32 protein-coding genes (1 of these 32 cut by a window edge) are annotated in these 20,459 nt (G+C 52.9%); 3 read left to right on the top strand and 29 right to left on the bottom strand.

Features of this window, described 5'->3' with window-relative positions; genetic code table 11:
• Positions 1–71, bottom strand: the beginning of a protein-coding gene (locus VN24_RS12850; protein ID WP_045670738.1) for a stage II sporulation protein M. Its footprint begins 547 nt before the window's first position; the window shows 71 of its 618 coding nt (coding positions 1–71); the start codon lies at positions 69–71; the stop codon falls past the left edge of the window.
• A 143-nt stretch (positions 72–214) separates the two neighbouring features.
• Between VN24_RS12850 and pdaB the strand changes: the two genes are divergently transcribed.
• On the top strand, positions 215–1,012 hold the full coding sequence (gene pdaB / locus VN24_RS12845; RefSeq protein ID WP_045670737.1) for a polysaccharide deacetylase family sporulation protein PdaB: 798 nt from the start codon (positions 215–217) through the stop codon (positions 1,010–1,012).
• A 9-nt stretch (positions 1,013–1,021) separates the two neighbouring features.
• Here pdaB and VN24_RS12840 read toward each other — a convergent pair whose 3' ends face one another.
• Positions 1,022–1,645, bottom strand: coding sequence for a KinB-signaling pathway activation protein (locus VN24_RS12840; RefSeq protein WP_045673247.1), 624 nt, complete (start codon positions 1,643–1,645; stop codon positions 1,022–1,024).
• A 238-nt stretch (positions 1,646–1,883) separates the two neighbouring features.
• Between VN24_RS12840 and gerD the strand changes: the two genes are divergently transcribed.
• Together gerD and VN24_RS27380 are read left to right on the top strand one after the other, a co-directional pair.
• The gene (gene gerD / locus VN24_RS12835; RefSeq protein ID WP_045670736.1) at positions 1,884–2,549 is read left to right on the top strand and encodes a spore germination lipoprotein GerD; all 666 of its coding nucleotides are present in this window, start codon (positions 1,884–1,886) and stop codon (positions 2,547–2,549) included.
• The gene (locus VN24_RS27380) at positions 2,467–2,781 is read left to right on the top strand and encodes a hypothetical protein (protein ID WP_148505234.1); all 315 of its coding nucleotides are present in this window, start codon (positions 2,467–2,469) and stop codon (positions 2,779–2,781) included. The genes gerD and VN24_RS27380 overlap by 83 nt, the downstream gene beginning before the upstream one ends.
• Before the next feature lie 49 nt (positions 2,782–2,830).
• Here the strand turns inward: VN24_RS27380 and VN24_RS12825 are convergent, their stop codons facing one another.
• The 27 genes from VN24_RS12825 to rplX all read right to left on the bottom strand — a co-directional run bounded on the left by VN24_RS12825 (position 2,831) and on the right by rplX (position 20,430).
• A complete protein-coding gene (locus VN24_RS12825) occupies positions 2,831–3,952 on the bottom strand; it encodes an Mrp/NBP35 family ATP-binding protein (protein WP_045670734.1) in 1,122 nt (373 codons plus the stop codon).
• Positions 3,953–4,097: 145 nt separating this feature from the next.
• Entirely contained in the window at positions 4,098–4,982 is an 885-nt protein-coding gene (gene cwlD, locus VN24_RS12820) for an N-acetylmuramoyl-L-alanine amidase CwlD (protein ID WP_082083744.1), read from the bottom strand.
• A gap of 121 nt (positions 4,983–5,103) precedes the next feature.
• On the bottom strand, positions 5,104–6,273 hold the full coding sequence (gene sat / locus VN24_RS12815; RefSeq protein ID WP_045670733.1) for a sulfate adenylyltransferase: 1,170 nt from the start codon (positions 6,271–6,273) through the stop codon (positions 5,104–5,106).
• 40 nt (positions 6,274–6,313) lie between these two features.
• A complete protein-coding gene (locus VN24_RS12810; RefSeq protein WP_045670732.1) occupies positions 6,314–7,006 on the bottom strand; it encodes a phosphoadenylyl-sulfate reductase in 693 nt (230 codons plus the stop codon).
• A gap of 170 nt (positions 7,007–7,176) precedes the next feature.
• Entirely contained in the window at positions 7,177–8,130 is a 954-nt protein-coding gene (locus VN24_RS12805; RefSeq protein WP_045670731.1) for a nucleoside hydrolase, read from the bottom strand.
• A 163-nt stretch (positions 8,131–8,293) separates the two neighbouring features.
• Positions 8,294–8,686, bottom strand: coding sequence for a 30S ribosomal protein S9 (rpsI, locus tag VN24_RS12800; RefSeq protein ID WP_045670730.1), 393 nt, complete (start codon positions 8,684–8,686; stop codon positions 8,294–8,296).
• A 19-nt stretch (positions 8,687–8,705) separates the two neighbouring features.
• Positions 8,706–9,143 (bottom strand): 50S ribosomal protein L13, encoded by a 438-nt coding sequence (rplM, locus tag VN24_RS12795; protein ID WP_045670729.1) that lies wholly within the window; start codon positions 9,141–9,143, stop codon positions 8,706–8,708.
• A gap of 338 nt (positions 9,144–9,481) precedes the next feature.
• On the bottom strand, positions 9,482–10,201 hold the full coding sequence (gene truA, locus VN24_RS12790; protein WP_045673245.1) for a tRNA pseudouridine(38-40) synthase TruA: 720 nt from the start codon (positions 10,199–10,201) through the stop codon (positions 9,482–9,484).
• 411 nt (positions 10,202–10,612) lie between these two features.
• Positions 10,613–10,978, bottom strand: a complete 366-nt coding sequence (rplQ, locus tag VN24_RS12785) for a 50S ribosomal protein L17 (RefSeq protein ID WP_045670728.1) — start codon at positions 10,976–10,978, stop codon at positions 10,613–10,615.
• 315 nt (positions 10,979–11,293) lie between these two features.
• Positions 11,294–12,238, bottom strand: coding sequence for a DNA-directed RNA polymerase subunit alpha (locus tag VN24_RS12780; protein WP_045670727.1), 945 nt, complete (start codon positions 12,236–12,238; stop codon positions 11,294–11,296).
• 126 nt (positions 12,239–12,364) lie between these two features.
• Entirely contained in the window at positions 12,365–12,760 is a 396-nt protein-coding gene (rpsK, locus tag VN24_RS12775) for a 30S ribosomal protein S11 (RefSeq protein ID WP_045670726.1), read from the bottom strand.
• A gap of 19 nt (positions 12,761–12,779) precedes the next feature.
• Entirely contained in the window at positions 12,780–13,148 is a 369-nt protein-coding gene (gene rpsM, locus VN24_RS12770; RefSeq protein ID WP_045670725.1) for a 30S ribosomal protein S13, read from the bottom strand.
• A gap of 18 nt (positions 13,149–13,166) precedes the next feature.
• Complete coding sequence (gene rpmJ, locus VN24_RS12765; RefSeq protein ID WP_003333770.1) at positions 13,167–13,280, bottom strand: 50S ribosomal protein L36; 114 nt, start codon at positions 13,278–13,280, stop codon at positions 13,167–13,169.
• Between the two features lie 43 nt (positions 13,281–13,323).
• Positions 13,324–13,539 carry a translation initiation factor IF-1 gene (infA, locus tag VN24_RS12760; protein WP_015847200.1) on the bottom strand — a complete coding sequence of 72 codons (216 nt, stop codon included), beginning with the start codon at positions 13,537–13,539 and terminating at the stop codon, positions 13,324–13,326.
• Positions 13,517–13,822 carry a KOW domain-containing RNA-binding protein gene (locus tag VN24_RS12755; RefSeq protein WP_045670724.1) on the bottom strand — a complete coding sequence of 102 codons (306 nt, stop codon included), beginning with the start codon at positions 13,820–13,822 and terminating at the stop codon, positions 13,517–13,519. The genes infA and VN24_RS12755 overlap by 23 nt, the downstream gene beginning before the upstream one ends.
• A gap of 6 nt (positions 13,823–13,828) precedes the next feature.
• A complete protein-coding gene (map, locus tag VN24_RS12750) occupies positions 13,829–14,587 on the bottom strand; it encodes a type I methionyl aminopeptidase (RefSeq protein WP_045670723.1) in 759 nt (252 codons plus the stop codon).
• Entirely contained in the window at positions 14,584–15,237 is a 654-nt protein-coding gene (locus VN24_RS12745; protein ID WP_045670722.1) for an adenylate kinase, read from the bottom strand. Before VN24_RS12745 ends, map begins: the two co-directional genes overlap by 4 nt.
• Positions 15,238–15,333: 96 nt before the next feature.
• A complete protein-coding gene (gene secY / locus VN24_RS12740) occupies positions 15,334–16,635 on the bottom strand; it encodes a preprotein translocase subunit SecY (protein WP_045670721.1) in 1,302 nt (433 codons plus the stop codon).
• Entirely contained in the window at positions 16,635–17,075 is a 441-nt protein-coding gene (rplO, locus tag VN24_RS12735; RefSeq protein ID WP_045670720.1) for a 50S ribosomal protein L15, read from the bottom strand. Before rplO ends, secY begins: the two co-directional genes overlap by 1 nt.
• Positions 17,076–17,127: 52 nt before the next feature.
• Complete coding sequence (gene rpmD, locus VN24_RS12730; protein WP_045670719.1) at positions 17,128–17,310, bottom strand: 50S ribosomal protein L30; 183 nt, start codon at positions 17,308–17,310, stop codon at positions 17,128–17,130.
• A 13-nt stretch (positions 17,311–17,323) separates the two neighbouring features.
• On the bottom strand, positions 17,324–17,821 hold the full coding sequence (rpsE, locus tag VN24_RS12725) for a 30S ribosomal protein S5 (RefSeq protein WP_045670718.1): 498 nt from the start codon (positions 17,819–17,821) through the stop codon (positions 17,324–17,326).
• Between the two features lie 27 nt (positions 17,822–17,848).
• Positions 17,849–18,217, bottom strand: coding sequence for a 50S ribosomal protein L18 (gene rplR / locus VN24_RS12720; RefSeq protein WP_045670717.1), 369 nt, complete (start codon positions 18,215–18,217; stop codon positions 17,849–17,851).
• Between the two features lie 67 nt (positions 18,218–18,284).
• Positions 18,285–18,827 carry a 50S ribosomal protein L6 gene (rplF, locus tag VN24_RS12715; protein ID WP_045670716.1) on the bottom strand — a complete coding sequence of 181 codons (543 nt, stop codon included), beginning with the start codon at positions 18,825–18,827 and terminating at the stop codon, positions 18,285–18,287.
• A 30-nt stretch (positions 18,828–18,857) separates the two neighbouring features.
• Positions 18,858–19,256, bottom strand: coding sequence for a 30S ribosomal protein S8 (rpsH, locus tag VN24_RS12710; protein WP_045670715.1), 399 nt, complete (start codon positions 19,254–19,256; stop codon positions 18,858–18,860).
• A gap of 33 nt (positions 19,257–19,289) precedes the next feature.
• On the bottom strand, positions 19,290–19,475 hold the full coding sequence (locus VN24_RS12705) for a type Z 30S ribosomal protein S14 (protein WP_010348808.1): 186 nt from the start codon (positions 19,473–19,475) through the stop codon (positions 19,290–19,292).
• Positions 19,476–19,501: 26 nt separating this feature from the next.
• Positions 19,502–20,044 carry a 50S ribosomal protein L5 gene (gene rplE / locus VN24_RS12700; protein WP_045670714.1) on the bottom strand — a complete coding sequence of 181 codons (543 nt, stop codon included), beginning with the start codon at positions 20,042–20,044 and terminating at the stop codon, positions 19,502–19,504.
• Between the two features lie 32 nt (positions 20,045–20,076).
• Positions 20,077–20,430 carry a 50S ribosomal protein L24 gene (rplX, locus tag VN24_RS12695; protein ID WP_082083743.1) on the bottom strand — a complete coding sequence of 118 codons (354 nt, stop codon included), beginning with the start codon at positions 20,428–20,430 and terminating at the stop codon, positions 20,077–20,079.
• Positions 20,431–20,459 lie beyond the last annotated feature (29 nt).

The raw sequence follows: 20,459 nt of genomic DNA, 5'->3' as shown, positions 1-20,459 counted from the left end.
AGCACAGCGGCAAAAATAAGATAGGCCCGCATGCTCCCGATATGGGCCGTTATCGCTTTCCATGAATTCATTTCATTCCCTCGTTTCACAATTGTTCATCTCTCCCGGTATATTCCCGGATGAGCATGATTCCGCAGCGGCGCCATGAATAACTTTGCTGTACGAGCATACATTTGTACAAGAACAAGCTTCCACAAGAGAGGAGTTCTTGGCGATGAATTATTTCTACGTGTTTAACGGCCGCAAAATCAAACAGTATTTTCTCGTTACAGTCGCCTTAATTTTTGCCGCCGGCGTTATTTATGCGGAGAAAGATAACATTACCGTATTTGCCGCACAGCAGCCTTCCGCCGTCTACAGCGTACCCACCGACAAAAAAATAATTGCGCTTACGTTCGACATCAGCTGGGGAGACAAAAGAGCCGAACCGATTCTGAACGTTTTGAAGGAGAAAAAGGTCGCTAACGCAACGTTCTTTCTCTCCTCGCCCTGGAGCCAGACGCATCCGGATATCGTCAAAAAAATTGTCGATGACGGTTTTGAAATCGGCAGCCACGGGCATAAGCACGAGAACTACAGCAAGCTTAGCGATGAGGAGATCCGCAACCAAATCCAGACCGCTCATGCCATTCTGACGCAAGAAACGGGCAAAACACCGAATTTAATCCGTTTGCCGAACGGGGATTTTGATAAAAGGGTGCTGCGAATTTCCGAAGAGCTCGGGTATACCGTTATTCAATGGGATACCGATTCGCTCGACTGGATGAATATCGGCACGGACAAAATCGTGAACCGCGTCGTCTCCCGCGCCCATCCCGGCGATATTGTGCTGCTGCATGCCAGCGATTCCTGCAAACAAACGCATGAGGCGCTGCCCGTCATTATCGACCGCCTGAGGGCGGATGGATATGAATTTGTGACGGTCAGCCAGCTCATCGGACAGACCGATGCCAAAGGAACGGAAGTCCGCGACAAGACAACGGACGCCATGCCCCAAGATATGGAGCTTTAATAGAAGCCATTAAGCCGTCTTCGCCTTTACGCGCGGGCCGGCTTCTTCTTTGTTCACAAAGCGGTGCAGCATCAGAATCTGATAAGCGTTGCAGGCCAAGAGCGGAACGATCATAAAAATAATGCCTCCGGCATTGCTTTCCGCTTGAAAGCTGGGCCATGCTTCGATCGCGGTCACCACCACCATTAGAAACAACGTCGGTATAATGGCGCTCTTATTGGTCAGATGCGATTTGACGGCCGCCGCAGCCGCTGCGGCGGCGACAAGAAGTAAAGGCAGCCCCCAAAACAGCCATTCGCCAAGACGGTCACGTCCTTGAAACAATATATAACCGATAAAAGCCAATGCGAAAACCGTCGTATATGCTTGCAGCGCGATCCACAAATAACGTTTGCCCAGTACGCTCATGGCAATGTAATTCAGCGTTAAATAGGCGAAGAAGCCCATTTGGCTGAATGCGCCGATAAGCAGACCGACGAGCGCCATCATGAAGGCGTTGAATCCGGCAGCACGCAATCCCAGAAAACCGTATGACTGATCCGCCCACTGCATGATGCTGCCTGTCAGTATAGTTACCGCTCCCCCAACCGCCATGCAGGTCCAAAACAGAAAAAACCATTTTCTGAGATTCATTGTGACCCTCCCCAGCTTGTTTCCGCCTTCGGCCGCTACGTGTTTTCCGAATATTCCCAACATTTGTATCCGCTTCCGGAAACGGTTGCCTTTATTCTACCATGAACATGGCAAAATGCTAAGATCCCCCGTTGATAATCATGCCGGATTAAACACATACTACGCCCAAGACGAAAATCCTCTCCTCCACGATCGCTTATGGGGCGCAGCGGGATTTGAAGGAGGAAAAATAAACATCATGCGTATTCGGTTATCCGTAATCGCTTTGACTGCGCTGCTCGCGTCGATGCTCACAGGCTGCGGTTCCGAACCGTCCGGAGGAGGCGGTCAAGCGATGAGCTATAAGGATATGAAATCGATGGTCATTGATATTCTGAAAACCGAAGATGCCCAAAAGGCGCTTCAAGAATCGACCATGCAATCAAGCGGCGGCGGTTCCGGCTTGAAATTGCTGTCGGTCCAGGATAAGGAAAATGTCCGCATGGCGGTGAAGGACGTGCTCGTTTCGCCCGAGTATGACAAAGTAATCAAGCAGCTTATGACGGATACCCGCTTCGCAGGCGAATTCGCGAAAGCCGTCAACAAACAAAATAAAGAGATCCACAAGGACCTGCTCAAGGATCCGACGTACCAAAAAGATCTTATCCAAGTAATGAAAAATCCCGAGATGGACAAAATGATACTTGATGTGCTGCAAAGCACCCAGTACCGCAAACAGGTCATGGGCATCATGCAGGACACGATGCAAAATCCGATCTTCCGGCTTGAAATGATGGATTTGATGAAAAAGGCCGTCCAGGATGAATTGAAGCCGAAGCCGAATGAAAAAATCACTTCAGGCGGAGAAGGCGGATCGGAAGACGGCGGCGGTGACGGTGGCGGCGAAGGCGAGTCCTCCAGTTAATCGGCTGGATTGCCCGAGGACATCCGCTCAACAAGTGGAAACGGCTTGCGCTGTCCGCTTCACGGACGGCACAAGCCGTTTATGGTTTGAGGCGCTTTGGCGGCAGCCGCATATCGGGGGGCGCCCGATCGTACAGCGCGTCGGTTTTGCCCGGCTGCGCTCCGCATCGCCTGTTCGGCCGCCCACAGCTTCGATCCGGCCACCGGCCCGGCCCGGCAGCTTAAGCCGCTAGGACCATAGCGGTGATTGGCAATATGATGGACGAGGCTGAGTCTTTGCGGCTACTCCTGCCCCGTTTTTGCAATAATACGGGCTGCCAGTTCCAAATAGATCGCTCCGGTCTCGGATTCCGCCTTATATACGGAAGGCGAGAAATCAGGCTCGGACGGATGATTGTCCGGCTGGCCGAGCGGAAGCTGGGCCAGCAGATCGGTATGCAGCGATTCCGCGAGCCGGGCTCCGCCGCCGCGGCCGAATATGTATTCTTTCTCGCCGCAGCTGCAGCAGGCGTAGTAAGCCATATTTTCGACGACGCCCAATATTTCGTGTTCGGTCTGAATGGCCATCGCGCCGGCCCGCGCGGCAACAAAAGCCGCCGTCGCATGAGGCGTCGTCACGATTATTTCTTTGCTCTGCGGGAGAATCTGGTGAACGTCCAGCGCCACATCCCCCGTTCCCGGCGGCAGATCAAGCAGAACGTAATCAAGCTCTCCCCACTCGATCTCCGCGAAGAAATTTCTAAGCATCCGGCCGAGCATCGGACCGCGCCATACGACCGGAGCATTATCCTCGACGAAAAAGCCCATGCTGATCACTTTGACGCCGAAGCGCTCGATCGGAATGATGCGGCCGTTCACGACCTGCGGCCGCTCCTCGATGCCCATCATATCGGGCACGCTGAATCCGTAAATGTCGGCGTCGATCAGGCCGACACGCTTGCCCTTGCGGGCGAGCGCCACCGCCAGATTGACGGTGACGGTCGATTTGCCGACGCCGCCCTTGCCGCTGGCGACGGCGATGAACTGCACCCCGCTGCCTTCGGCCAGCAGCGGGCTGCTAAGCCCGGCCCCGTGCCCTTTCACGGGGCCTTTCGCGCCTGCGCCCGCGGCAGCGGCTTTGCCCGCGCCGCCGGCCGCCCGCTCCGCCTGCGGCGCGCCCGTGCCTGCGCCGCCCGCGGCGCCCTCGAGGGCCCGAAACCGGAAGTGCACGGTTTCGGCCCCTGCGCGCTGCAGCGCTGCGCGCAGCGCGGCTTCCAGCGGGGGCTCCGCCTCCCCGCTGACGGTCAGGACCGTCAGTGAAACTTGACGGCCCTGCACCATCACGTCGCGGACCGCGATTTGGTCCGCAGCGCTTTCTTCTATAAAAGCATTCATGGCATCAAGCACTTGCTCACGTGTCAACATCGATATGCCCACCCCGGATTCGCTAAAATGGCCGCTTTCGCTGCACTTTCTTTCCAACTGTGTCTATTATAGCATAGTCCCGGTTCCTTCCAAGACGGCTGTCCGCACCCGCAGACAAGCTTTACAAATGCTTTGAACCCATCCGTTATTTTCCAGCCGCTTTGCCACTTCCAGGCGGTCGTTCAGCGCTTCGGGGCAGCCGTTCGCCACTATCGGACGGCCGTTCGCCGCTGCCGGGCAACCGCTCGCCGCTGCTGTAACGCAAAATGCCTTGATAAATGGACGCCGCCACTTTTTTCTGATATTCCGCATCCGCCAGCAGCTGCGCCTCTCCGGGATTGGACAGGAAACCGACCTCCACGAGCGCGCTCGGCACACTCTCCAGCGCTTTGAGCAAATAGACGGTATTAACCGTCGAAGCGACCCGCTTTGTATTTTCGAGATTGCGCGTAATTTCGCTCTGGATCAGAGCGGCCAGCGATGCGTTATCCGGATAGCTCGGATAATAAAACGTCTGCGCCCCGGACCATTTCGAGGACGGGATGCTGTTCATGTGGATGCTGACCACCATGCTGGCCCCCCGGTCTTTCACGAACTGGACCCGCTGCAGCAAATCTTCGGTTTTTCGCTTGGAATAACCCGTTGTTCCGCTGCCTGCCAGGTCGTAGTCGCCTTCCCGCGTCATGTAGACGACAGCTCCGGCCTGCTGCAGGTAATCCCGCAAATGGAGCGCGATCGCCAAATTGAGATCCTTCTCGATATAGCCTTCCCTGCTGACGGCGCCTCCGTCCACCCCGCCGTGACCGGCGTCCAGCACGATCGTCTTGCCCGACAGCGGCAGCGTCCAATAGGTCCATGTGCGCGATACCGGCACTTCCTTGCCGAGCATCCAGGCGACAAGAACGATCATGGAGAGCCCGATTGCGATCCGCAGCACGCCCCGGGGACTCATCCATACAATGACGCGTTTGCGAAAAAAAACGCTCCGCCTGCCGCCTCTGCGGCCGCCCGTCACGGATTGTTTCTTCATAGACAAAGCCACCCCGTCCCACAGCAAGATAATAGTCGGGGCTTGGATAAGCACCGGACCCGTTATCATGTATATGGGACAGGGTGGCTGAATATGATAGCCCGTTCACGGGCCTATCGATTTAGTTATTGACCGGCTGCTCCGACATGCCTTCGATCAGAATCTTCGCCACTTCCGGACGGGAGAATTCAGGCGGCGGGCAGATGCCGTCGCGCAGCATGGCGCGCACTTTTGTTCCGGACAGCGTCAGATGCTCCGACTTGTCGTGCGGACACGTTTTGCTGGTCGCCATGTTGTTGCACTTCTTGCAGAAGAAGCTGTGCTCGAAATAAAGCGGCGTAATACCGAGGTCTTCGGCCGGGAACGACTTGAGCAGATCCTGCGCCTCGTACGTTCCGTAGTAGTCGCCTACGCCGGCATGGTCGCGTCCCACGATAAAGTGGGTGCAGCCATAGTTTTTGCGCACCATCGCATGGAAAATCGCTTCGCGCGGTCCCGCATAGCGCATTGCCGCCGGGAACACGCCGAGGAACGCGCGGTTTTGCGGATAATAGTTTTCCAGCAGCGCCAGATAGCTCTTCATGCGCACGTTTGCCGGCACATCATCGGATTTCGTTTCGCCGACGAGCGGATTAAGGAACAGGCCGTCCACAATTTCCATGGCGCATTTTTGAATAAATTCATGTGCGCGGTGAACCGGGTTGCGGGTTTGGAAGCCGACGACGGTATTCCATCCTTTGTCCGCAAAAATCGCTCTCGTTTCGCTCGGATCAAAATAAAACTCGCCAAATTTGTCCGGCTGCGGACGGTTCAGCACCGTAATCGGGCCGCCCACGTAAGTGGAAGGACGGGAAAACAGCTTTTTGACGCCCGGATGCTCCAGATCGTCGGTTTTGAATACGTTAACCGCCTCATGCTTCTGATCGACGCTGTAGATGCTCTCCACGTCCAGAATGCCGTAGACGACGCCGTCTTCGCCAATCAGAGCAACGCGCTCGCCTGCCGCAAGCTCGGCCGCTTTCGCCGCTTCGACGGCCAGTGTAATCGGAATGCTCCAAACGAGGCCATTCGCAAGCCGTATGTTGTCGACAACGGAACGATAGTCCGTCTCATTCAGGAAGCCGGTCAGCGGCGAAAAAGCGCCCACGCCGATCAGATCCAGATCCGATACCGTCCAACTGTCGATCGTAACGGATTTCAAGCCTTTCGCTTCGCTTAGCAGCTGTTCCCGCTGCGCGCCTTCGGCGACTCGGTTGACCAGTTCGCCGCCGTGAGGTTTAATATTGCTCATTATTTACGTTCTCCTCCTCGTTGATCCTTGTCCGCTTCAATTACTTATGAAGTCCGCATTCCGTCTTTTCATTACCCGACCAGCGTCCGGCACGCGGGTCTTCGCCCGGCATAACTTGGCGGGTACAGTATTCGCAGCCGATGCTTGGGTAGTGGTTGTCATGCAGCGGGTTGTAAATGATATTGTTGGAGCGGATATAGTTCCAAACGTCTTCCGACGTCCAGCTTGCAATCGGATTAAACTTGATGAGACCGAATTTCGTATCGTATTCCACTTTCTTCGCGTTGGCGCGTGTCGGCGCCTGATCGCGGCGGATACCGGTAATCCAGGCATCGTATTTGGACAAGATACGTGTCAGCGGCTCAACCTTACGGATGTTGCAGCATGCGTTCGGGTCGCTTTTCCACAGCTCGGCTCCGTGCTTCTCCGCCTGCTCCTCCGGTGTCAGCACCGGCGATACCCGTACGAACTTCATGTTGTAATGCTGCTCCAGACGGTCGCGCGTTTCATAGGTTTCCTTGAAGTGAAAGTCCGTATCCAAATAAAAAATGTCCGTCTTCGGGCTGATCTTCTGCAGCATGTCGACGAGCACGACGTCTTCGGCGCCAAAGCTGCACGCAAACGTAATATTCGGGAACGTTTCGACCGCATATTTCAGAATCGCTTCAGGAGTCGCATCCTCCAGCTCAACCGCTTTCTGCGTAACGAGCGCTTCTTTTTCCAATAAGTTCATCTCGCAATTACCTCCATATAAATTCCTAGTAACTTTGTATGCATTAATTAAATTATACGTCCAAAGCCGCTATTGTTCAATGCTTTAATTGTGGTAATGATCGGCCGTTTCCCCTTCTGGCATCCAATTGAACGCTAAGCCGGCCGTCTATCTTATGCACTGGGCGCTTGTCACGATTTTGCGGCAGCCGCCAAGTCCGTCATGTAGGCGAAAAATGCTTCCGCATCGACGTCCTCCACCACGTTGACAGGGCGGCCGTCCGGCGTCTCCACCGTACGTCCCTGGGACGGTCCGTCCGGGATGACCGCGCAGATCGCGGATCTGGAGCGGACGAGGCCGGGCCGGCCAATGATGACTGTCGTCAGCACATCCCACAAGTAATAGGTCGAATTCGTCGCAAAATGGACGAGCGGCGGGACCATCGCATAGCACTGCCCGACAAAATCGATACCCTCAAAGCGGCGCTTGTGTGCCCACTGCGCCCGCACATCCAGCGTAAGCGGCACTTTGTTCGTGCTCTCCAGCGCCACCATCTCAATCTCGATGCCGCTTTCCCATACGCGAGCGGCCGCTTCAGGATCCCAGAACGCGTTCCATTCCGCCGTTCCGTCGTGCTCGGGTTCGGCCACATTGCCGTCCGGCAAAAACGTACCGCCCATCCAGTACAGCTTCGCGATGTTGTTCTCCAGCTCCGGAGCTTCGTCGAGCGCCCGCGCCAGATCCGTAAGCGGACCGGTGAACAGCAGCGTGACCGGCTTGTCGCTGGCGCTGACTTTGGAAATCAGGTCCTTATGCGCCGGAAACGCAGCAAGCGGCGTCTCCACATGGCCCGATTCATTTAGAATGGGCAGCGCGTCGACATAAAACGCATGCATCCGCCACTCTTTCGGAAACGGGTTTTTACCGCGGGAGTTGGAACGGGCCACTTCCAGCCTTCCCCCTGACCGCTTCGCGCCAAAACGGTCGATGATTTTGCGGCTGGCCGATACGGCCGGCTCCACATAACAGTCGGCATCGATGACCGAAACGCCGATCAGCTCCACATTTTCCATCTGCAGCAGCAAAAAGAGGGACACAAGATCGTCCACGCCACCGTCGTGATTAAAGTACAAAGGGGTTTTCATGCTTCATCCGTCCTCTCCATCGCCTATATAACATGTATAAAAGATAAGAAACGATCCACGTGAAACATTACCCTTTTTTTGTCATTGAAAAAGGGTAAAAAAATACCTTTCCCGTTTTGAGGCGAGAAAGGTATTTTGTAAACCGGTCCAGCCGGCTCTCCAATTAACGTTTCGAGAACTGAGGAGCGCGACGAGCCGCTTTAAGGCCGTATTTCTTACGTTCTTTCATGCGTGGATCACGCGTCAGGAATCCGGCGCGTTTCAGAGCCGGACGGAATTCCGGATCGGCTTTGAGCAGCGCACGGGAGATACCGTGACGGATTGCGCCGGCTTGTCCGGAGATGCCGCCGCCATGAGCGATAACGAGCACGTCGTATTTGCCGGTCGTTTCGGTCAGCGTCAGCGGTTGTTTAACGATCAGTTTGAGCGTTTCCAGACCAAAATATTCGTTCAGATCGCGTTTATTTACAATGATTCGTCCTTCACCCGGCACGAGACGAACGCGTGCTACGGAGTGTTTACGACGACCGGTTCCATAGTATTGCACTTGAGCCATGAAACTGTCCTCCCTCTAATTAACCGCGAAGTTCGTAAACTTCTGGGTTTTGTGCTTGATGTGGATGTTCCGAACCTGCATAGACTTTCAGCTTCAGCTTCAATTTGTCGCCAAGACGGTTTTTCGGCAGCATGCCGTGAACCGCAAGCTCCAACATACGTTCCGGCTTGTTCTTGACCATGTCCGAAGCCGTCGTCACTTTCAGACCACCCGGATACAGGGAGTGACGGTAGTATTTCTTGTCTTGCCATTTGTTGCCTGTCAGTTCAATTTTCTCAGCGTTGATGATAACGACGAAATCGCCGCAATCAACATGAGGAGTAAATTGAGGTTTGTGTTTGCCGCGAATCAAGATCGCCGCTTCGCTGGCCAGACGTCCCAGCGTTTTGCCGGTAGCGTCGATGACGTGCCATTTGCGCTCAACTTCGTTGGGCTTCGCCATATAGGTGGTACGCATGGATGATCCTCCTTCAAATTACGTAACAGGTTCATTTATGTTGAAACGTTCAAGTTTCAAGGTTATTTGCTGTAGTAAAGTTCATAGATGTTAAAACGGTTGTTACCTACGAATAATACTTAAAACCAAGCCTACTTTGCGGCCTTCTTATGCGGGGCTGTGGGAGAGCCAATAAGAAAGCACAAGTTATATTATAATATAAACAGGTGTCTAGCGCAAGGCTTTTCGGCTGTATTAAAGTGTTTTATTTTAGCGCTTTTCATGCTATTTATGGCCGGCGCCGGCAGCAATTCACCAGCGCAGCGCTCTCCCTCAATAGGGCGCACACGGATGGTCTGCTAATACTCCACCTGCCATAGAGTCAGGCCATGCGCCATCGCAGTAGGCCCGGCGCAGCTGCGGTTCCTCGCCTGCAAAATACGCGCAAAATCGTCGGGCTGCATTTTGCCTTCCCCGACCCACATGAGCGTTCCCGTTATGATCCGGACCATATTATACAAAAAGCCGCTGCCGGTTATATACAGGTGGAGCATAGGTCCCTCTTCCACGAGATGGGCTTCGAAAATCGTCCGCACATGCGATTGCTTTGTCGAACGCGTGGACGTAAACGACGTATAATCGTGCGTTCCAAGCAGATGCTTAAGCGCCTGCCGCATAGCCGGCACATCAAGCGGCATCGGATGATGAAAGTGAGTATGACGGACGAACACATCCCGAAACTTGCTGCGGTCGATCGAGTAACGGTACGTCTTGCGCTTTGCGCAGCGTCTGGAATGAAAGTCATCGTCCACTTCCGCCGCATCGAGAACGACGATGTCGTGCGGCAGCCGGCTGTTGAGCGCAAGCGCCCATCTTTTGACCGGAATTTGCGAATTCGTATAAAAATTAAATACGAAGCCGCGCGCATGCACGCCCGCGTCCGTCCGGCCCGATCCGGTAATTTTGAGACGTTCTCCCGTCAGCTGCTCGATCGCAGCCTCTATGAGGTCCTGCACCGTATTGCCTGCCGGCTGCGTTTGAAAGCCGTTATAGTTCGTTCCGTCGTAGCTTAACGTCATCTTGATATTCAACGATTTCCACCCTTACGAAAGAGTTCTGCCCGCCTGTATCTTCCCCGGCAGGAGGATGGCTTGTTAGCGCCTGAGTTGCACATTGAGTCTAACTTCAGTTTCCCGCTGCTTGGGGTCTTGAAGCAGCGAATCCCCTCTTTCCCCCAAGAGAAAGGGAGCACCTGCCTTGAAATACCGGCAAAGGATTTTCGGTCATTGTTCTCAATGTTAAAGGAACGAAGATAGCACGGCGAGCATGGGTTATATAATCAAGACGATCCAGCTACAGCAGCGATCGGAAGATCAACTACGTCCGCGCAGCGGCCATTTTTCACAACTTTTCTTTGCATTTATCCTGCGCCGTGAATCTTCTCCGGAAAAGAAAAAAAGGTGGCCTCGAAGGTCCACCCTTTCTCTCATTTACGCACGATCCACCAGTTCCAAAAATACCATGGGAGCCGAGTCACCACGGCGAGGTCCCAGCTTCAGAATCCGTGTGTATCCGCCCGCACGTTCCGAGTAACGGGTGGCCAGTTCGGAGAACAGCTTTTGGATCGCATCTTGCTCCCCGTTGATCGTTTCGCGACGAACAAAAGCCGCTACTTGACGACGGGCATGCAGATCGCCGCGTTTTGCCAGCGTGATCAGCTTCTCCGCGATCGAGCGAACTTCTTTCGCTTTCGCTTCGGTCGTTTGAATGCGCTCATACAGGAACAGGTCGGTGACAAGATCGCGGAACAGAGCTTTACGCGCGCTTGCGTCACGGCCCAATTTGGAATATGCCATTTCTTTTTTCCCCTCCTTAAGGTTTTGCCAGCGGCAAAACCACTTCGTAAGCCAAAACTTAGGTTTTGTCGGAGACAAAACCACTTCGTAAGCATAATGCTTAGGTTTTGCCAGCAAACCGCTTCGTAAGCATAAGCTCAGGCGATGCTGGAAGCAAAACCGTTCGTAACAGGCTTCGTTGTATTGCGCGAGCAGAATCCCTTTTACATGCAAAAGCTAATTGCTGCCGCAGCAAAACAATTCGCACCGGTTACTTGTCTATGCTTGTTTGATTTGTATACGATCGCTCCTTGATGCCGGAGCGGCTTGTCGATGCTAGTCTTCCATGCGAAGGCCCAAACCGAGCTCCTCAAGCTTCTCTTGAACTTCCTCGAGCGATTTACGGCCCAGGTTGCGGACCTTCATCATATCCTCTTCGGTTTTCGTGATCAGCTCTTGAACGGTGTTGATGCCGGCACGTTTCAGACAGTTGTAGGAACGGACGGAAAGATCAAGTTCCTCGATCGTCATCTCGAGTACTTTTTCTTTCTTGTCTTCTTCCTTCTCAACCATGATTTCCGCGTCTTTGGCTTCATCGGTCAATCCGACGAACAGGTCCAAATGCTCGGTCAAAATTTTAGCGCCGAGGCTCACAGCCTCTTCAGGCCGGATGCTTCCGTCGGTCCAAACTTCTAAAGTAAGCTTGTCATAGTTGGTCACTTGGCCGACACGGGTATTCTCAACGCTGTAGTTGACACGGGTAATGGGCGTGTATATCGAATCTACCGGAATGACGCCGATCGGTTGATCTTCTTTCTTGTTGCGGTCCGCTTGCACGTAACCGCGTCCCCGATTGGCGAAAATCCGCATATGGAGCCGCGCGCCGGAGGCCAAGGTTGCGATATGAAGATCAGGGCTTAAAATCTCAACATCGCTGTCTGCGCGAATATCACCGGCCGTTACGTTCCCTTCGCCTTCCGCGTCAATTTCCAACACCTTTTCTTCATCGGAGTGGATTTTCAGCGACAGGCCTTTCAGGTTCAAAATAATCTCCGTAACGTCTTCGATTACTCCGGGAATCGTGGAAAACTCGTGAAGCACTCCGTCGATCTGTACACTCGTCACAGCCGCTCCCGGCAAAGACGACAGCAAGATGCGGCGAAGCGAATTTCCGAGCGTCGTTCCGTATCCGCGTTCCAGAGGCTCAACGACGAATCGTCCATAAGCTCCGTCATCGCTAAGCTCCACGGTTTCGATTTTCGGCTTTTCGATCTCTATCACTATAGTACCCTCCTTCAAACGTCGCTCCGTATCAGTACCGTTCACTAACGTCAAATTCTTGTAGTATGCCAAACCTTCACAACCATTATTCACAAGTTGTCGTAATTTGATACCACAGGAGAGTAACTACACGCGACGACGTTTCGGCGGACGGCATCCGTTATGCGGTACCGGCGTAACGTCTTTAATGAGGTTAACTTCAAGACCTGCAGCTTGCAGCGAGCGGATTGCAGCTTCGCGGCCTGCGCCAGGGCCTTTAACCATAACCTCAACCACTTTCATGCCATGTTCCATTGCAGCCTTGGCTGCGGATTCCGCTGCCATTTGCGCTGCGAAAGGCGTGCTTTTACGGGAACCTTTGAATCCGAGGTTGCCGGAGCTTGCCCAGGAAATCGCATTTCCGTGAGGGTCAGTGATCGTTACGATCGTATTGTTGAACGTAGAGCGGATGTGCGCTACGCCAGAATCGATATTTTTCCGGTCACGGCGTTTAGTACGAACCACTTTTTTCGGTTTAGCCATTGTCGATTATCCCCCCTTATTACTTCTTCTTGTTCGCTACAGTCCGACGAGGACCTTTGCGCGTCCGTGCGTTTGTTTTCGTACGTTGTCCGCGTACCGGCAATCCGCGACGGTGGCGAATACCGCGGTAGCTGCCGATCTCGATCAGACGTTTGATGTTCAGCGAAATTTCGCGGCGAAGGTCGCCTTCCACTTTAATCGATTTGTCGATCGTTTCACGCAGTTTGCTTACTTCGTCTTCCGTCAGATCGCGAACGCGAGTGTTCGCATCGATTCCGGTTTCGGCAATAACGTGTTGAGCGGTCGTTTTACCGATTCCGAAAATGTACTGGAGCGCGATTTCAACGCGTTTGTCACGCGGCAAGTCAACACCAGCTATACGTGCCATTATGGGGTTCCTCCCTTCTTAACCTTGTTTTTGTTTGTGTTTCGGATTTTCACAAATCACCATCACGTTGCCTTTGCGACGAATGACTTTGCATTTCTCGCAAATCGGCTTGACCGAAGGTCTTACCTTCATTGTGATTACCTCCCGAATCCTTCGTCAGCCGGCCTTAAGCGGCCTACTTCCGATAGGTAATGCGTCCTCTTGATAAATCATAAGGCGATAACTGAATGACCACTTTGTCTCCCGTCAGAATGCGGATAAAGTGCATTCTGAGCTTTCCGGATACATGGGCCAGAATCTGATGACCGTTCTCCAGTTCCACCTTGAACATGGCATTTGGCAATGGTTCAATAACCGTACCTTCGACCTCAATGACGTCTTCCTTGGCCATCGTCGTTCTCCTTTCCGTTGCAATACTTCTGAATCGCGAATCGAAGCTTTGCGTTGGTCACCCGGCCTGTCTCGGAGATGCTGTCCGCGACGATGCTGCTCACAGCCGGCAGTAACTGAAGATGCTGGATGTTCTTCTTCTTCGGCTGATCGAACCGCTTCTTATCCCCGTCGGCAATCGCTACGAAGCGATCATCTACGATCCGGACAATGACGGCAAATCCGCCTTCATCCTTGCCACGAAGCACCTTGACGATTTGGCCGATTTCTGCGGGCACTTCCATTCCCGCTTACTCCGTATCCGGCAATTTCGTCAAAATCTCACAACCGCTCTCCGTCACGGCTACCGTGTGCTCGAAATGAGCGCACCAGGAGCCGTCCTGCGTCACAACCGTCCAGTTGTCCTGCAACGTGCGAACATACCGTTCCCCGATATTCACCATCGGCTCGATGGCGAGCACCATACCCGGCTTCAGCCGCGGACCTCTGTCCGGGATACCGTAGTTCGGAATTTGCGGTTCTTCATGAAGATCCTGACCAATTCCATGCCCTACATATTCCCGTACAATCGAGAAGCCGGCGGCTTCCACGACTTTCTGGATCGCATGCGATACCGTGTACAGCCTAACATCCGGTTTGACCAGCTCAAGGCCCGCATAAAGCGACTGCTCGGTTACTTCAAGCAATCTCTTCGCCTCGTCCGAAATGGAGCCTACTCCATAGGTCCAAGCCGAATCGCCATGGAATCCTTCGTACTGTGCGCCGATATCGAGCGAAATAATGTCGCCCTCATTCAGCTTGCGCGGCCCCGGAATGCCATGTACCAACTCGTCGTTTACAGAAGCGCAAATGCTGCCAGGAAACTGATTGTAGCCTTTAAACGATGGAATGGCGCCTTGACTGCGAATGTACTTTTCGGCGATCTCGTCCAGCTCGCGGGTCGTAATGCCCGGCCGGATCGACTTCTCCATTAAGCGGTGCGTCTCAGCCACAATGCGGCCGGCTTCCCTCATGAAACGCAGCTCTGCTTCAGACTTACAAATAATCATTCGCCCGAACCCCGCAAGCAGGATACGATATCGGCCGTAACCTCGTCGATTTCCTTCTCACCGTTCACTTCGCGCAAAAGACCTTTATCTTCGTAATATCCGAGAAGCGGCGCCGTCTTGCTGATGTACTCGTCAAGACGATTTCCGACTTTCTCTTCCGTATCATCCGAACGCTGATACAGTTCACCGCCGCATTTGTCGCAGACGCCTTCCTGTTTCGGCGGGTTGAACTCAAGATGGTACGTTGAGCCGCAGGATTTGCAGATCCGTCTTCCTGTCAGCCTTGCGAGCAGCAGCCCGCGGTCGACTTTCAGGTTGATGACGTGATCGATTTGCCGTCCCATCTCAGCCAGCATTCCATCAAGCGCTTCTGCCTGCTGAATCGTACGCGGAAATCCGTCAAGCAGAAATCCTTTGCCGCAGTCTTCAAGCATCAACCGTTCGCGGACGATTCCATTCGTAATCTCATCCGGAACGAGCAGCCCCTGGTCGACGAACTCTTTCGCTTTCTGTCCGAGCGGCGTCCCCTGCTTCATAGCAAGCCGGAATGCATCACCCGTCGAAATGTGCGGAACGCCGAATTGCTCTACAATTCTTTCGGCCTGGGTGCCTTTGCCGGCTCCCGGAGGGCCCATAAATAGAATGTTCATCCTAGCTTTCCTCGCTTTAAGCACAATAGGCTCGGGCGGGCTAAAACCCGGCTTGTCGTAATGCTCAATCGCGGGCAGCCCGTTCAGAACCTATTATTATTTATTGATAAACCCTTTGTAGTGGCGTTTGATCAACTGGCTTTCGATCTGTTTCATCGTATCAAGCGCGACGCCAATGACGATGAGCAGCGAGGTGCCTCCGAGCTGAATGGAACGATCCAGTCCGGCGAGCGACCCGAAGAACACCGGGAAAATCGATATTACAGCCAGGAAAACGGCGCCAAACAGCGTAATCCGCGTCATTACTTTCGTAATATATGCCGATGTCGGCTTGCCTGGACGAATTCCCGGGATGTAACCCCCGTTCTTCTTCATCTGATCCGCCATTTGCACAGGATTGATCTGCACGAAGGTGTAGAAGAAGGTGAAACCGATAATGAGCAGAATGTAAAGCACCATACCGAGCGGCTTATCGTAGTACAGGTGGTCGGTAATCCATTGTGCCCACGCATGATTCGACCAGAACTGCGCGATCGTAATCGGGAACATGAGCAGCGAAACCGCGAAGATGACCGGAATCACGCCCGCCCCGTTTATTTTCAGCGGAATATGCGTCGATTGACCGCCGTACATTTTACGTCCGACTACGCGCTTGGCGTACTGCACCGGAATCTTGCGGATTCCCTGCTGGACGAAAATAACGCCGATAATAATCGCGATAACAACAATTACGATCGCAACCACTTTGAGGATGTTCAGGAACACTTGATCCGTCTGATCAACAAAGTAAGTCGTGTAAATGCTGCGGATATGTCCCGGCATCGCCGCGATAATCCCTGCAAAGATAATCACCGAAATTCCGTTGCCGATACCGCGTTCCGTTATCTGCTCGCCAAGCCACATCAGGAAGGCTGTTCCTGCCGTCAGGACGATGGCGATCATCAGATAGGTCCAAAAGGTCGGCTCGATGACCATCTGGAATTGATACTGGCGGTTAAAGCCGATTGCGGTTGCGAAACCCTGGACGAGGCCCAGAATGATCGTACCGTAACGCGTAATTTGCGCCAGCTTTTTCTTGCCGTTCTCGCCCTCCTTCGCCCATTCCGCAAACTTTGGAATAACATCCATCGAAAGCAGCTGGACGATAATGGAGGCCGTAATGTACGGCATAATCCCGATCGCGAAGATAGAGAATTGAAACAGCGCGCCGCCCGAAAAGGTGTTCAACAGACCAAACAAATCGGCTCCGGTCTGATTCACTGAGGTGAATACATCCTTATTGATGTTGGGCACCGGTATGAAAGATCCGATGCGGTAAACAAGCAAAATGAAAAGTGTAAAGAGGATCCTCTTGCGAAGGTCTTCCACTTTCCAAATGTTTGAAACCGTCTTAAACATTAGATCACCTCGGTTTTACCGCCGGCAGCTTGAATTTTCTCTACCGCAGATTGAGAGAACTTGTTTGCTTTTACTGTAAGCTGAACTGTAACGTCTCCGTTGCCCAGAATTTTGATGCCGCTAAGTGGATTTTTGACGATCCCTTTCTCGATCAGCAATTCCGGAGTCACTTCGGAGCCCGCTGCAAACACGTTCAGTTCTTCAATATTCACAACCGCATACTCTTTGCGGAACACGTTGTTGAAGCCGCGCTTCGGCAGACGACGGTACAGCGGGTTTTGACCACCCTCAAATCCAGGACGAACACCGCCGCCGGAACGAGCGTTTTGACCTTTGTGACCGCGGCCTGCCGTTTTGCCGTTGCCGCTGCCGATACCGCGTCCGCGGCGGTAGCCTTCTTTACGCGATCCCGGTGCGGAAGTAAGCTCATGCAATTTCATCGTTCGTTGCACCTCCTTATTTAATCTGCGTTGCCATTTATATCAATCGTAACTATTGGACTTCTTCCACTTTAACCAGGTGGTTGACATGGTTGACCATGCCGCGAATTGCCGGGTTATCGTTCAGAACAACCGTCTGACGGATTTTTTTGAGCCCCAGCGATTTCACGGTTGCGCGCTGTTTCTCGTTGCGGCCGATCAAACTGCGAACGAGGGTGATTTGCAATTTTGCCATCGTGTTCCCCTCCTTAACCCAACAGCTCTTCGACAGTTTTACCGCGCAGCTTGGCGACGTCCTCCGCGCGTTTCAGGCGGGACAGTCCTTCCAGCGTAGCGTTAACCATATTCATGGAGTTCGAAGAACCGAGCGATTTTGTCAAAATGTCGCCGACTCCGGCAAGTTCCAGAACCGCGCGGACAGGGCCGCCGGCGATAACACCGGTACCTTCGGATGCCGGTTTCAGCAGCACCTGGCCAGCGCCAAAGTGTCCGAGAACAAGATGCGGAATCGTCGTTCCTACGAGCGGAACGTGAATCAGGTTTTTCTTCGCGTCTTCGATGCCTTTGCGGATGGCGTCCGGCACTTCAGAAGCTTTCCCGATCCCTGCGCCCACGTAGCCTTTACCGTCTCCGACAACTACAAGCGCGCTAAAGCTGAAACGGCGTCCGCCTTTTACAACTTTCGCAACGCGGTTGATGTGAACTACTTTTTCAGTCAGTTCTAACGTATTCGGATCTACACGCAAGTCGATTTACCTCCCTTTAGCTTTTGATTAGAATTGCAGGCCTGCTTCGCGCGCTGCGTCAGCAAGCGCCTGGATCCGGCCATGATACAAGTAACCGCCGCGGTCGAACACGACATTTTCAAAACCTTTTTCCTTCGCGCGTTTCGCTACCAGTTCGCCGACTTTGCGGGCGGATTCGATGTTGCCGCCGTTGCTGATTTCTGCAGCAATTTCTTTGTCGAGAGTGGATGCCGAAGCGATCGTTACGCCTTGAATGTCATCGATCAGCTGTGCGTAAATATGTTTGGAAGAACGGAAGATCGACAAGCGGGGACGCTCGGTCGTTCCGTTGATTTTTTTACGAACACGCAGGTGACGCTTCAGACGGGCTTTGTTCTTATCGCCTTTAGTAATCATTCGAGGGTGTCCTCCTTTCTCATTGCCTTACGCTGCAATATGGTTAAGCACACCTCTTTCGGGCGGCTTATTTTTTCTTGCCGGCTTTACCTTCCTTGCGGATGATGCGCTCGCCTTCGTATTTGATCCCTTTGCCTTTGTAAGGCTCAGGCTCACGAACGGAACGGATTTTGGCAGCCGTAGCGCCGACGCGTTCTTTGTCGATGCCTTTAACGATGATTTTCGTGTTGGACGGAACTTCGAATTCGATTCCGCTTTCCGGCACGATTTCAACCGGGTGGGAGTATCCAACGTTCAGGACGACTTTCTCACCGGCTTTGTTTGCGCGGTAACCAACGCCTACGAGCTCCAAAGATTTCGAGAAGCCATCGGTTACACCGCTGACCATGTTCGCAATGATGCTGCGCGTCGTTCCGTGCAGGGAACGATGCAATTTATTATCGGAAGGACGCTCGATCACGATCGTGTTTTCTTCGACGTTCACTTTCATATCTTTGTGAATTTCGCGGGAAAGCGATCCTTTCGGTCCTTTAACAGTAATGACTGTGTTGTCCAAGTTAATATTAACGCCGTTAGGCACTTGGATCGGTTTGCGGCCAATACGGGACATTGTTACACCTCCAATCGTTGTGACAGTAAATTACCAAACGTAGCAGACGACTTCGCCGCCGGCTTTGCCTTGACGTGCTTCTTTATCGGTCATAATCCCTTTGGACGTGGAAATGATGGCAATTCCAAGACCGCCCAATACGCGCGGGATTTCGTTAGACTTCGTGTAAACACGCAGTCCAGGCTTGCTGATGCGCTTAAGTCCTGTGATGACGCGCTCGTTGTTGGCACCGTATTTCAGGAAAATACGGATAATCCCTTGCTTGTTGTCTTCGATATATTCAGCATCGCGGATGAAGCCCTCGCGTTTCAAAATATCGGCGATTTGCTTCTTTACTTTCGAAGCGGGCATTTCCACGGTTTCGTGACGAACGACATTCGCGTTGCGGATGCGAGTCAACATATCTGCAATCGGATCAGACATAACCATTCTTCGTGTACCTCCTTCCCGAACTAAGGCTGATTACCAGCTTGCTTTTTTAACGCCAGGAATCTGGCCTTTGTATGCTAATTCACGGAAACAAATCCGGCAAATTTTAAACTTTTGCAAAACGGAGTGCGGACGGCCGCAACGCTCACAGCGCGTATATGCACGCACTTTGAACTTCGGAGCACGCTGCTGCTTTACTTTCATCGAAGTTTTTGCCACTGGGTATTACACCTCCTACAAGTGGATTACTTCGCGAACGGCATGCCCAGTTGGGTCAGCAGCTCACGAGCTTCTTCGTCCGATTTTGCCGTCGTGACGATGACGACGTCCATACCACGTACTTTATCAACTTTATCGTACTCGATCTCCGGGAAGATCAGTTGTTCTTTCAAGCCGAGCGTGTAGTTGCCGCGACCGTCGAACGCTTTCGTCGAAACGCCGCGGAAGTCGCGAACGCGCGGAAGCGAAACGTTGAACAGTTTGTCGAGGAAGTAGTACATGCGCTCGCCGCGCAGTGTAACTTTAACCCCGATCGGCATGTTCTCGCGAAGCTTAAAGCCTGCGATCGATTTCTTTGCACGGGTTACAACCGGCTTTTGACCGGAGATCAGGCGAAGATCTTCAACAGCCGTATCAAGCACTTTGGAGTTGGCAACCGCTTCGCCCACACCCATGTTGATGACAACTTTCTCAATCTTCGGCACTTGCATAACGGTCGTGTAGTTGAACTTCTGCATCAGAGCAGGAGTGATTTCATTCAGGAAACGATCTTTCATTCTTGCAGCCATGTTGTGATGGTCCTCCTTTCCGTAACAGTGGATTAATCGATAACTTCGCCGGAGCGTTTAGCTACCCGGACTTTTTTGCCGTTGTCGAGCACTTTGTAACCGATACGGGTTACTTTGCCGCTCTTCGGATCGACGTGCATCACGTTCGAAACATGAACCGGAGCTTCTTGCTCGATGATTCCGCCCTGCGGGTTGGCTTGCGATGGCTTGGAATGCTTCTTCACCATGTTCACGCCTTCCACCAGTACGCGGTTCTCACGCGGATATGCTGCGATAACGCGGCCTTTTTTACCTTTATCTTTGCCGGTGATGACGATGACGGTATCGTCTTTTTTCACGTGCAGTTTGTTGTTGTGCGATTCAAGTACTTTTTTCAGCCTTGGCATTTGTTACACCTCACTTCGACTGCGTGATT

The sequence above is a fragment of the Paenibacillus beijingensis genome (assembly GCF_000961095.1).
GTDB lineage: Bacteria > Bacillota > Bacilli > Paenibacillales > Paenibacillaceae > Paenibacillus_O > Paenibacillus_O beijingensis.
Note: the sequence above shows the minus strand (reverse complement) of the source record. Positions and strands in the feature narration are given on the sequence as shown.

What these genes read in the sequence shown, in the direction of transcription:
- pdaB (WP_045670737.1), top strand. Translation starts at nt 215, where the DNA reads ATGAATTATTTCTACGTGTTTAACGGCCGCAAAATCAAACAGTATTTT.
- VN24_RS12840 (WP_045673247.1), bottom strand. Translation starts at nt 1,645, where the DNA reads ATGAATCTCAGAAAATGGTTTTTTCTGTTTTGGACCTGCATGGCGGTT.
- gerD (WP_045670736.1), top strand. Translation starts at nt 1,884, where the DNA reads ATGCGTATTCGGTTATCCGTAATCGCTTTGACTGCGCTGCTCGCGTCG.
- VN24_RS27380 (WP_148505234.1), top strand. Translation starts at nt 2,467, where the DNA reads ATGAAAAAATCACTTCAGGCGGAGAAGGCGGATCGGAAGACGGCGGCG.
- VN24_RS12825 (WP_045670734.1), bottom strand. Translation starts at nt 3,952, where the DNA reads ATGTTGACACGTGAGCAAGTGCTTGATGCCATGAATGCTTTTATAGAA.
- cwlD (WP_082083744.1), bottom strand. Translation starts at nt 4,982, where the DNA reads ATGAAGAAACAATCCGTGACGGGCGGCCGCAGAGGCGGCAGGCGGAGC.
- sat (WP_045670733.1), bottom strand. Translation starts at nt 6,273, where the DNA reads ATGAGCAATATTAAACCTCACGGCGGCGAACTGGTCAACCGAGTCGCC.
- VN24_RS12810 (WP_045670732.1), bottom strand. Translation starts at nt 7,006, where the DNA reads ATGAACTTATTGGAAAAAGAAGCGCTCGTTACGCAGAAAGCGGTTGAG.
- VN24_RS12805 (WP_045670731.1), bottom strand. Translation starts at nt 8,130, where the DNA reads ATGAAAACCCCTTTGTACTTTAATCACGACGGTGGCGTGGACGATCTT.
- rpsI (WP_045670730.1), bottom strand. Translation starts at nt 8,686, where the DNA reads ATGGCTCAAGTGCAATACTATGGAACCGGTCGTCGTAAACACTCCGTA.
- rplM (WP_045670729.1), bottom strand. Translation starts at nt 9,143, where the DNA reads ATGCGTACCACCTATATGGCGAAGCCCAACGAAGTTGAGCGCAAATGG.
- truA (WP_045673245.1), bottom strand. Translation starts at nt 10,201, where the DNA reads ATGACGTTAAGCTACGACGGAACGAACTATAACGGCTTTCAAACGCAG.
- rplQ (WP_045670728.1), bottom strand. Translation starts at nt 10,978, where the DNA reads ATGGCATATTCCAAATTGGGCCGTGACGCAAGCGCGCGTAAAGCTCTG.
- rpsK (WP_045670726.1), bottom strand. Translation starts at nt 12,760, where the DNA reads ATGGCTAAACCGAAAAAAGTGGTTCGTACTAAACGCCGTGACCGGAAA.
- rpsM (WP_045670725.1), bottom strand. Translation starts at nt 13,148, where the DNA reads ATGGCACGTATAGCTGGTGTTGACTTGCCGCGTGACAAACGCGTTGAA.
- rpmJ (WP_003333770.1), bottom strand. Translation starts at nt 13,280, where the DNA reads ATGAAGGTAAGACCTTCGGTCAAGCCGATTTGCGAGAAATGCAAAGTC.
- infA (WP_015847200.1), bottom strand. Translation starts at nt 13,539, where the DNA reads ATGGCCAAGGAAGACGTCATTGAGGTCGAAGGTACGGTTATTGAACCA.
- VN24_RS12755 (WP_045670724.1), bottom strand. Translation starts at nt 13,822, where the DNA reads ATGGAAGTGCCCGCAGAAATCGGCCAAATCGTCAAGGTGCTTCGTGGC.
- map (WP_045670723.1), bottom strand. Translation starts at nt 14,587, where the DNA reads ATGATTATTTGTAAGTCTGAAGCAGAGCTGCGTTTCATGAGGGAAGCC.
- VN24_RS12745 (WP_045670722.1), bottom strand. Translation starts at nt 15,237, where the DNA reads ATGAACATTCTATTTATGGGCCCTCCGGGAGCCGGCAAAGGCACCCAG.
- secY (WP_045670721.1), bottom strand. Translation starts at nt 16,635, where the DNA reads ATGTTTAAGACGGTTTCAAACATTTGGAAAGTGGAAGACCTTCGCAAG.
- rplO (WP_045670720.1), bottom strand. Translation starts at nt 17,075, where the DNA reads ATGAAATTGCATGAGCTTACTTCCGCACCGGGATCGCGTAAAGAAGGC.
- rpmD (WP_045670719.1), bottom strand. Translation starts at nt 17,310, where the DNA reads ATGGCAAAATTGCAAATCACCCTCGTTCGCAGTTTGATCGGCCGCAAC.
- rplR (WP_045670717.1), bottom strand. Translation starts at nt 18,217, where the DNA reads ATGATTACTAAAGGCGATAAGAACAAAGCCCGTCTGAAGCGTCACCTG.
- rplF (WP_045670716.1), bottom strand. Translation starts at nt 18,827, where the DNA reads ATGTCCCGTATTGGCCGCAAACCGATCCAAGTGCCTAACGGCGTTAAT.
- rpsH (WP_045670715.1), bottom strand. Translation starts at nt 19,256, where the DNA reads ATGGTTATGTCTGATCCGATTGCAGATATGTTGACTCGCATCCGCAAC.
- rplE (WP_045670714.1), bottom strand. Translation starts at nt 20,044, where the DNA reads ATGGCTGCAAGAATGAAAGATCGTTTCCTGAATGAAATCACTCCTGCT.
- rplX (WP_082083743.1), bottom strand. Translation starts at nt 20,430, where the DNA reads ATGCCAAGGCTGAAAAAAGTACTTGAATCGCACAACAACAAACTGCAC.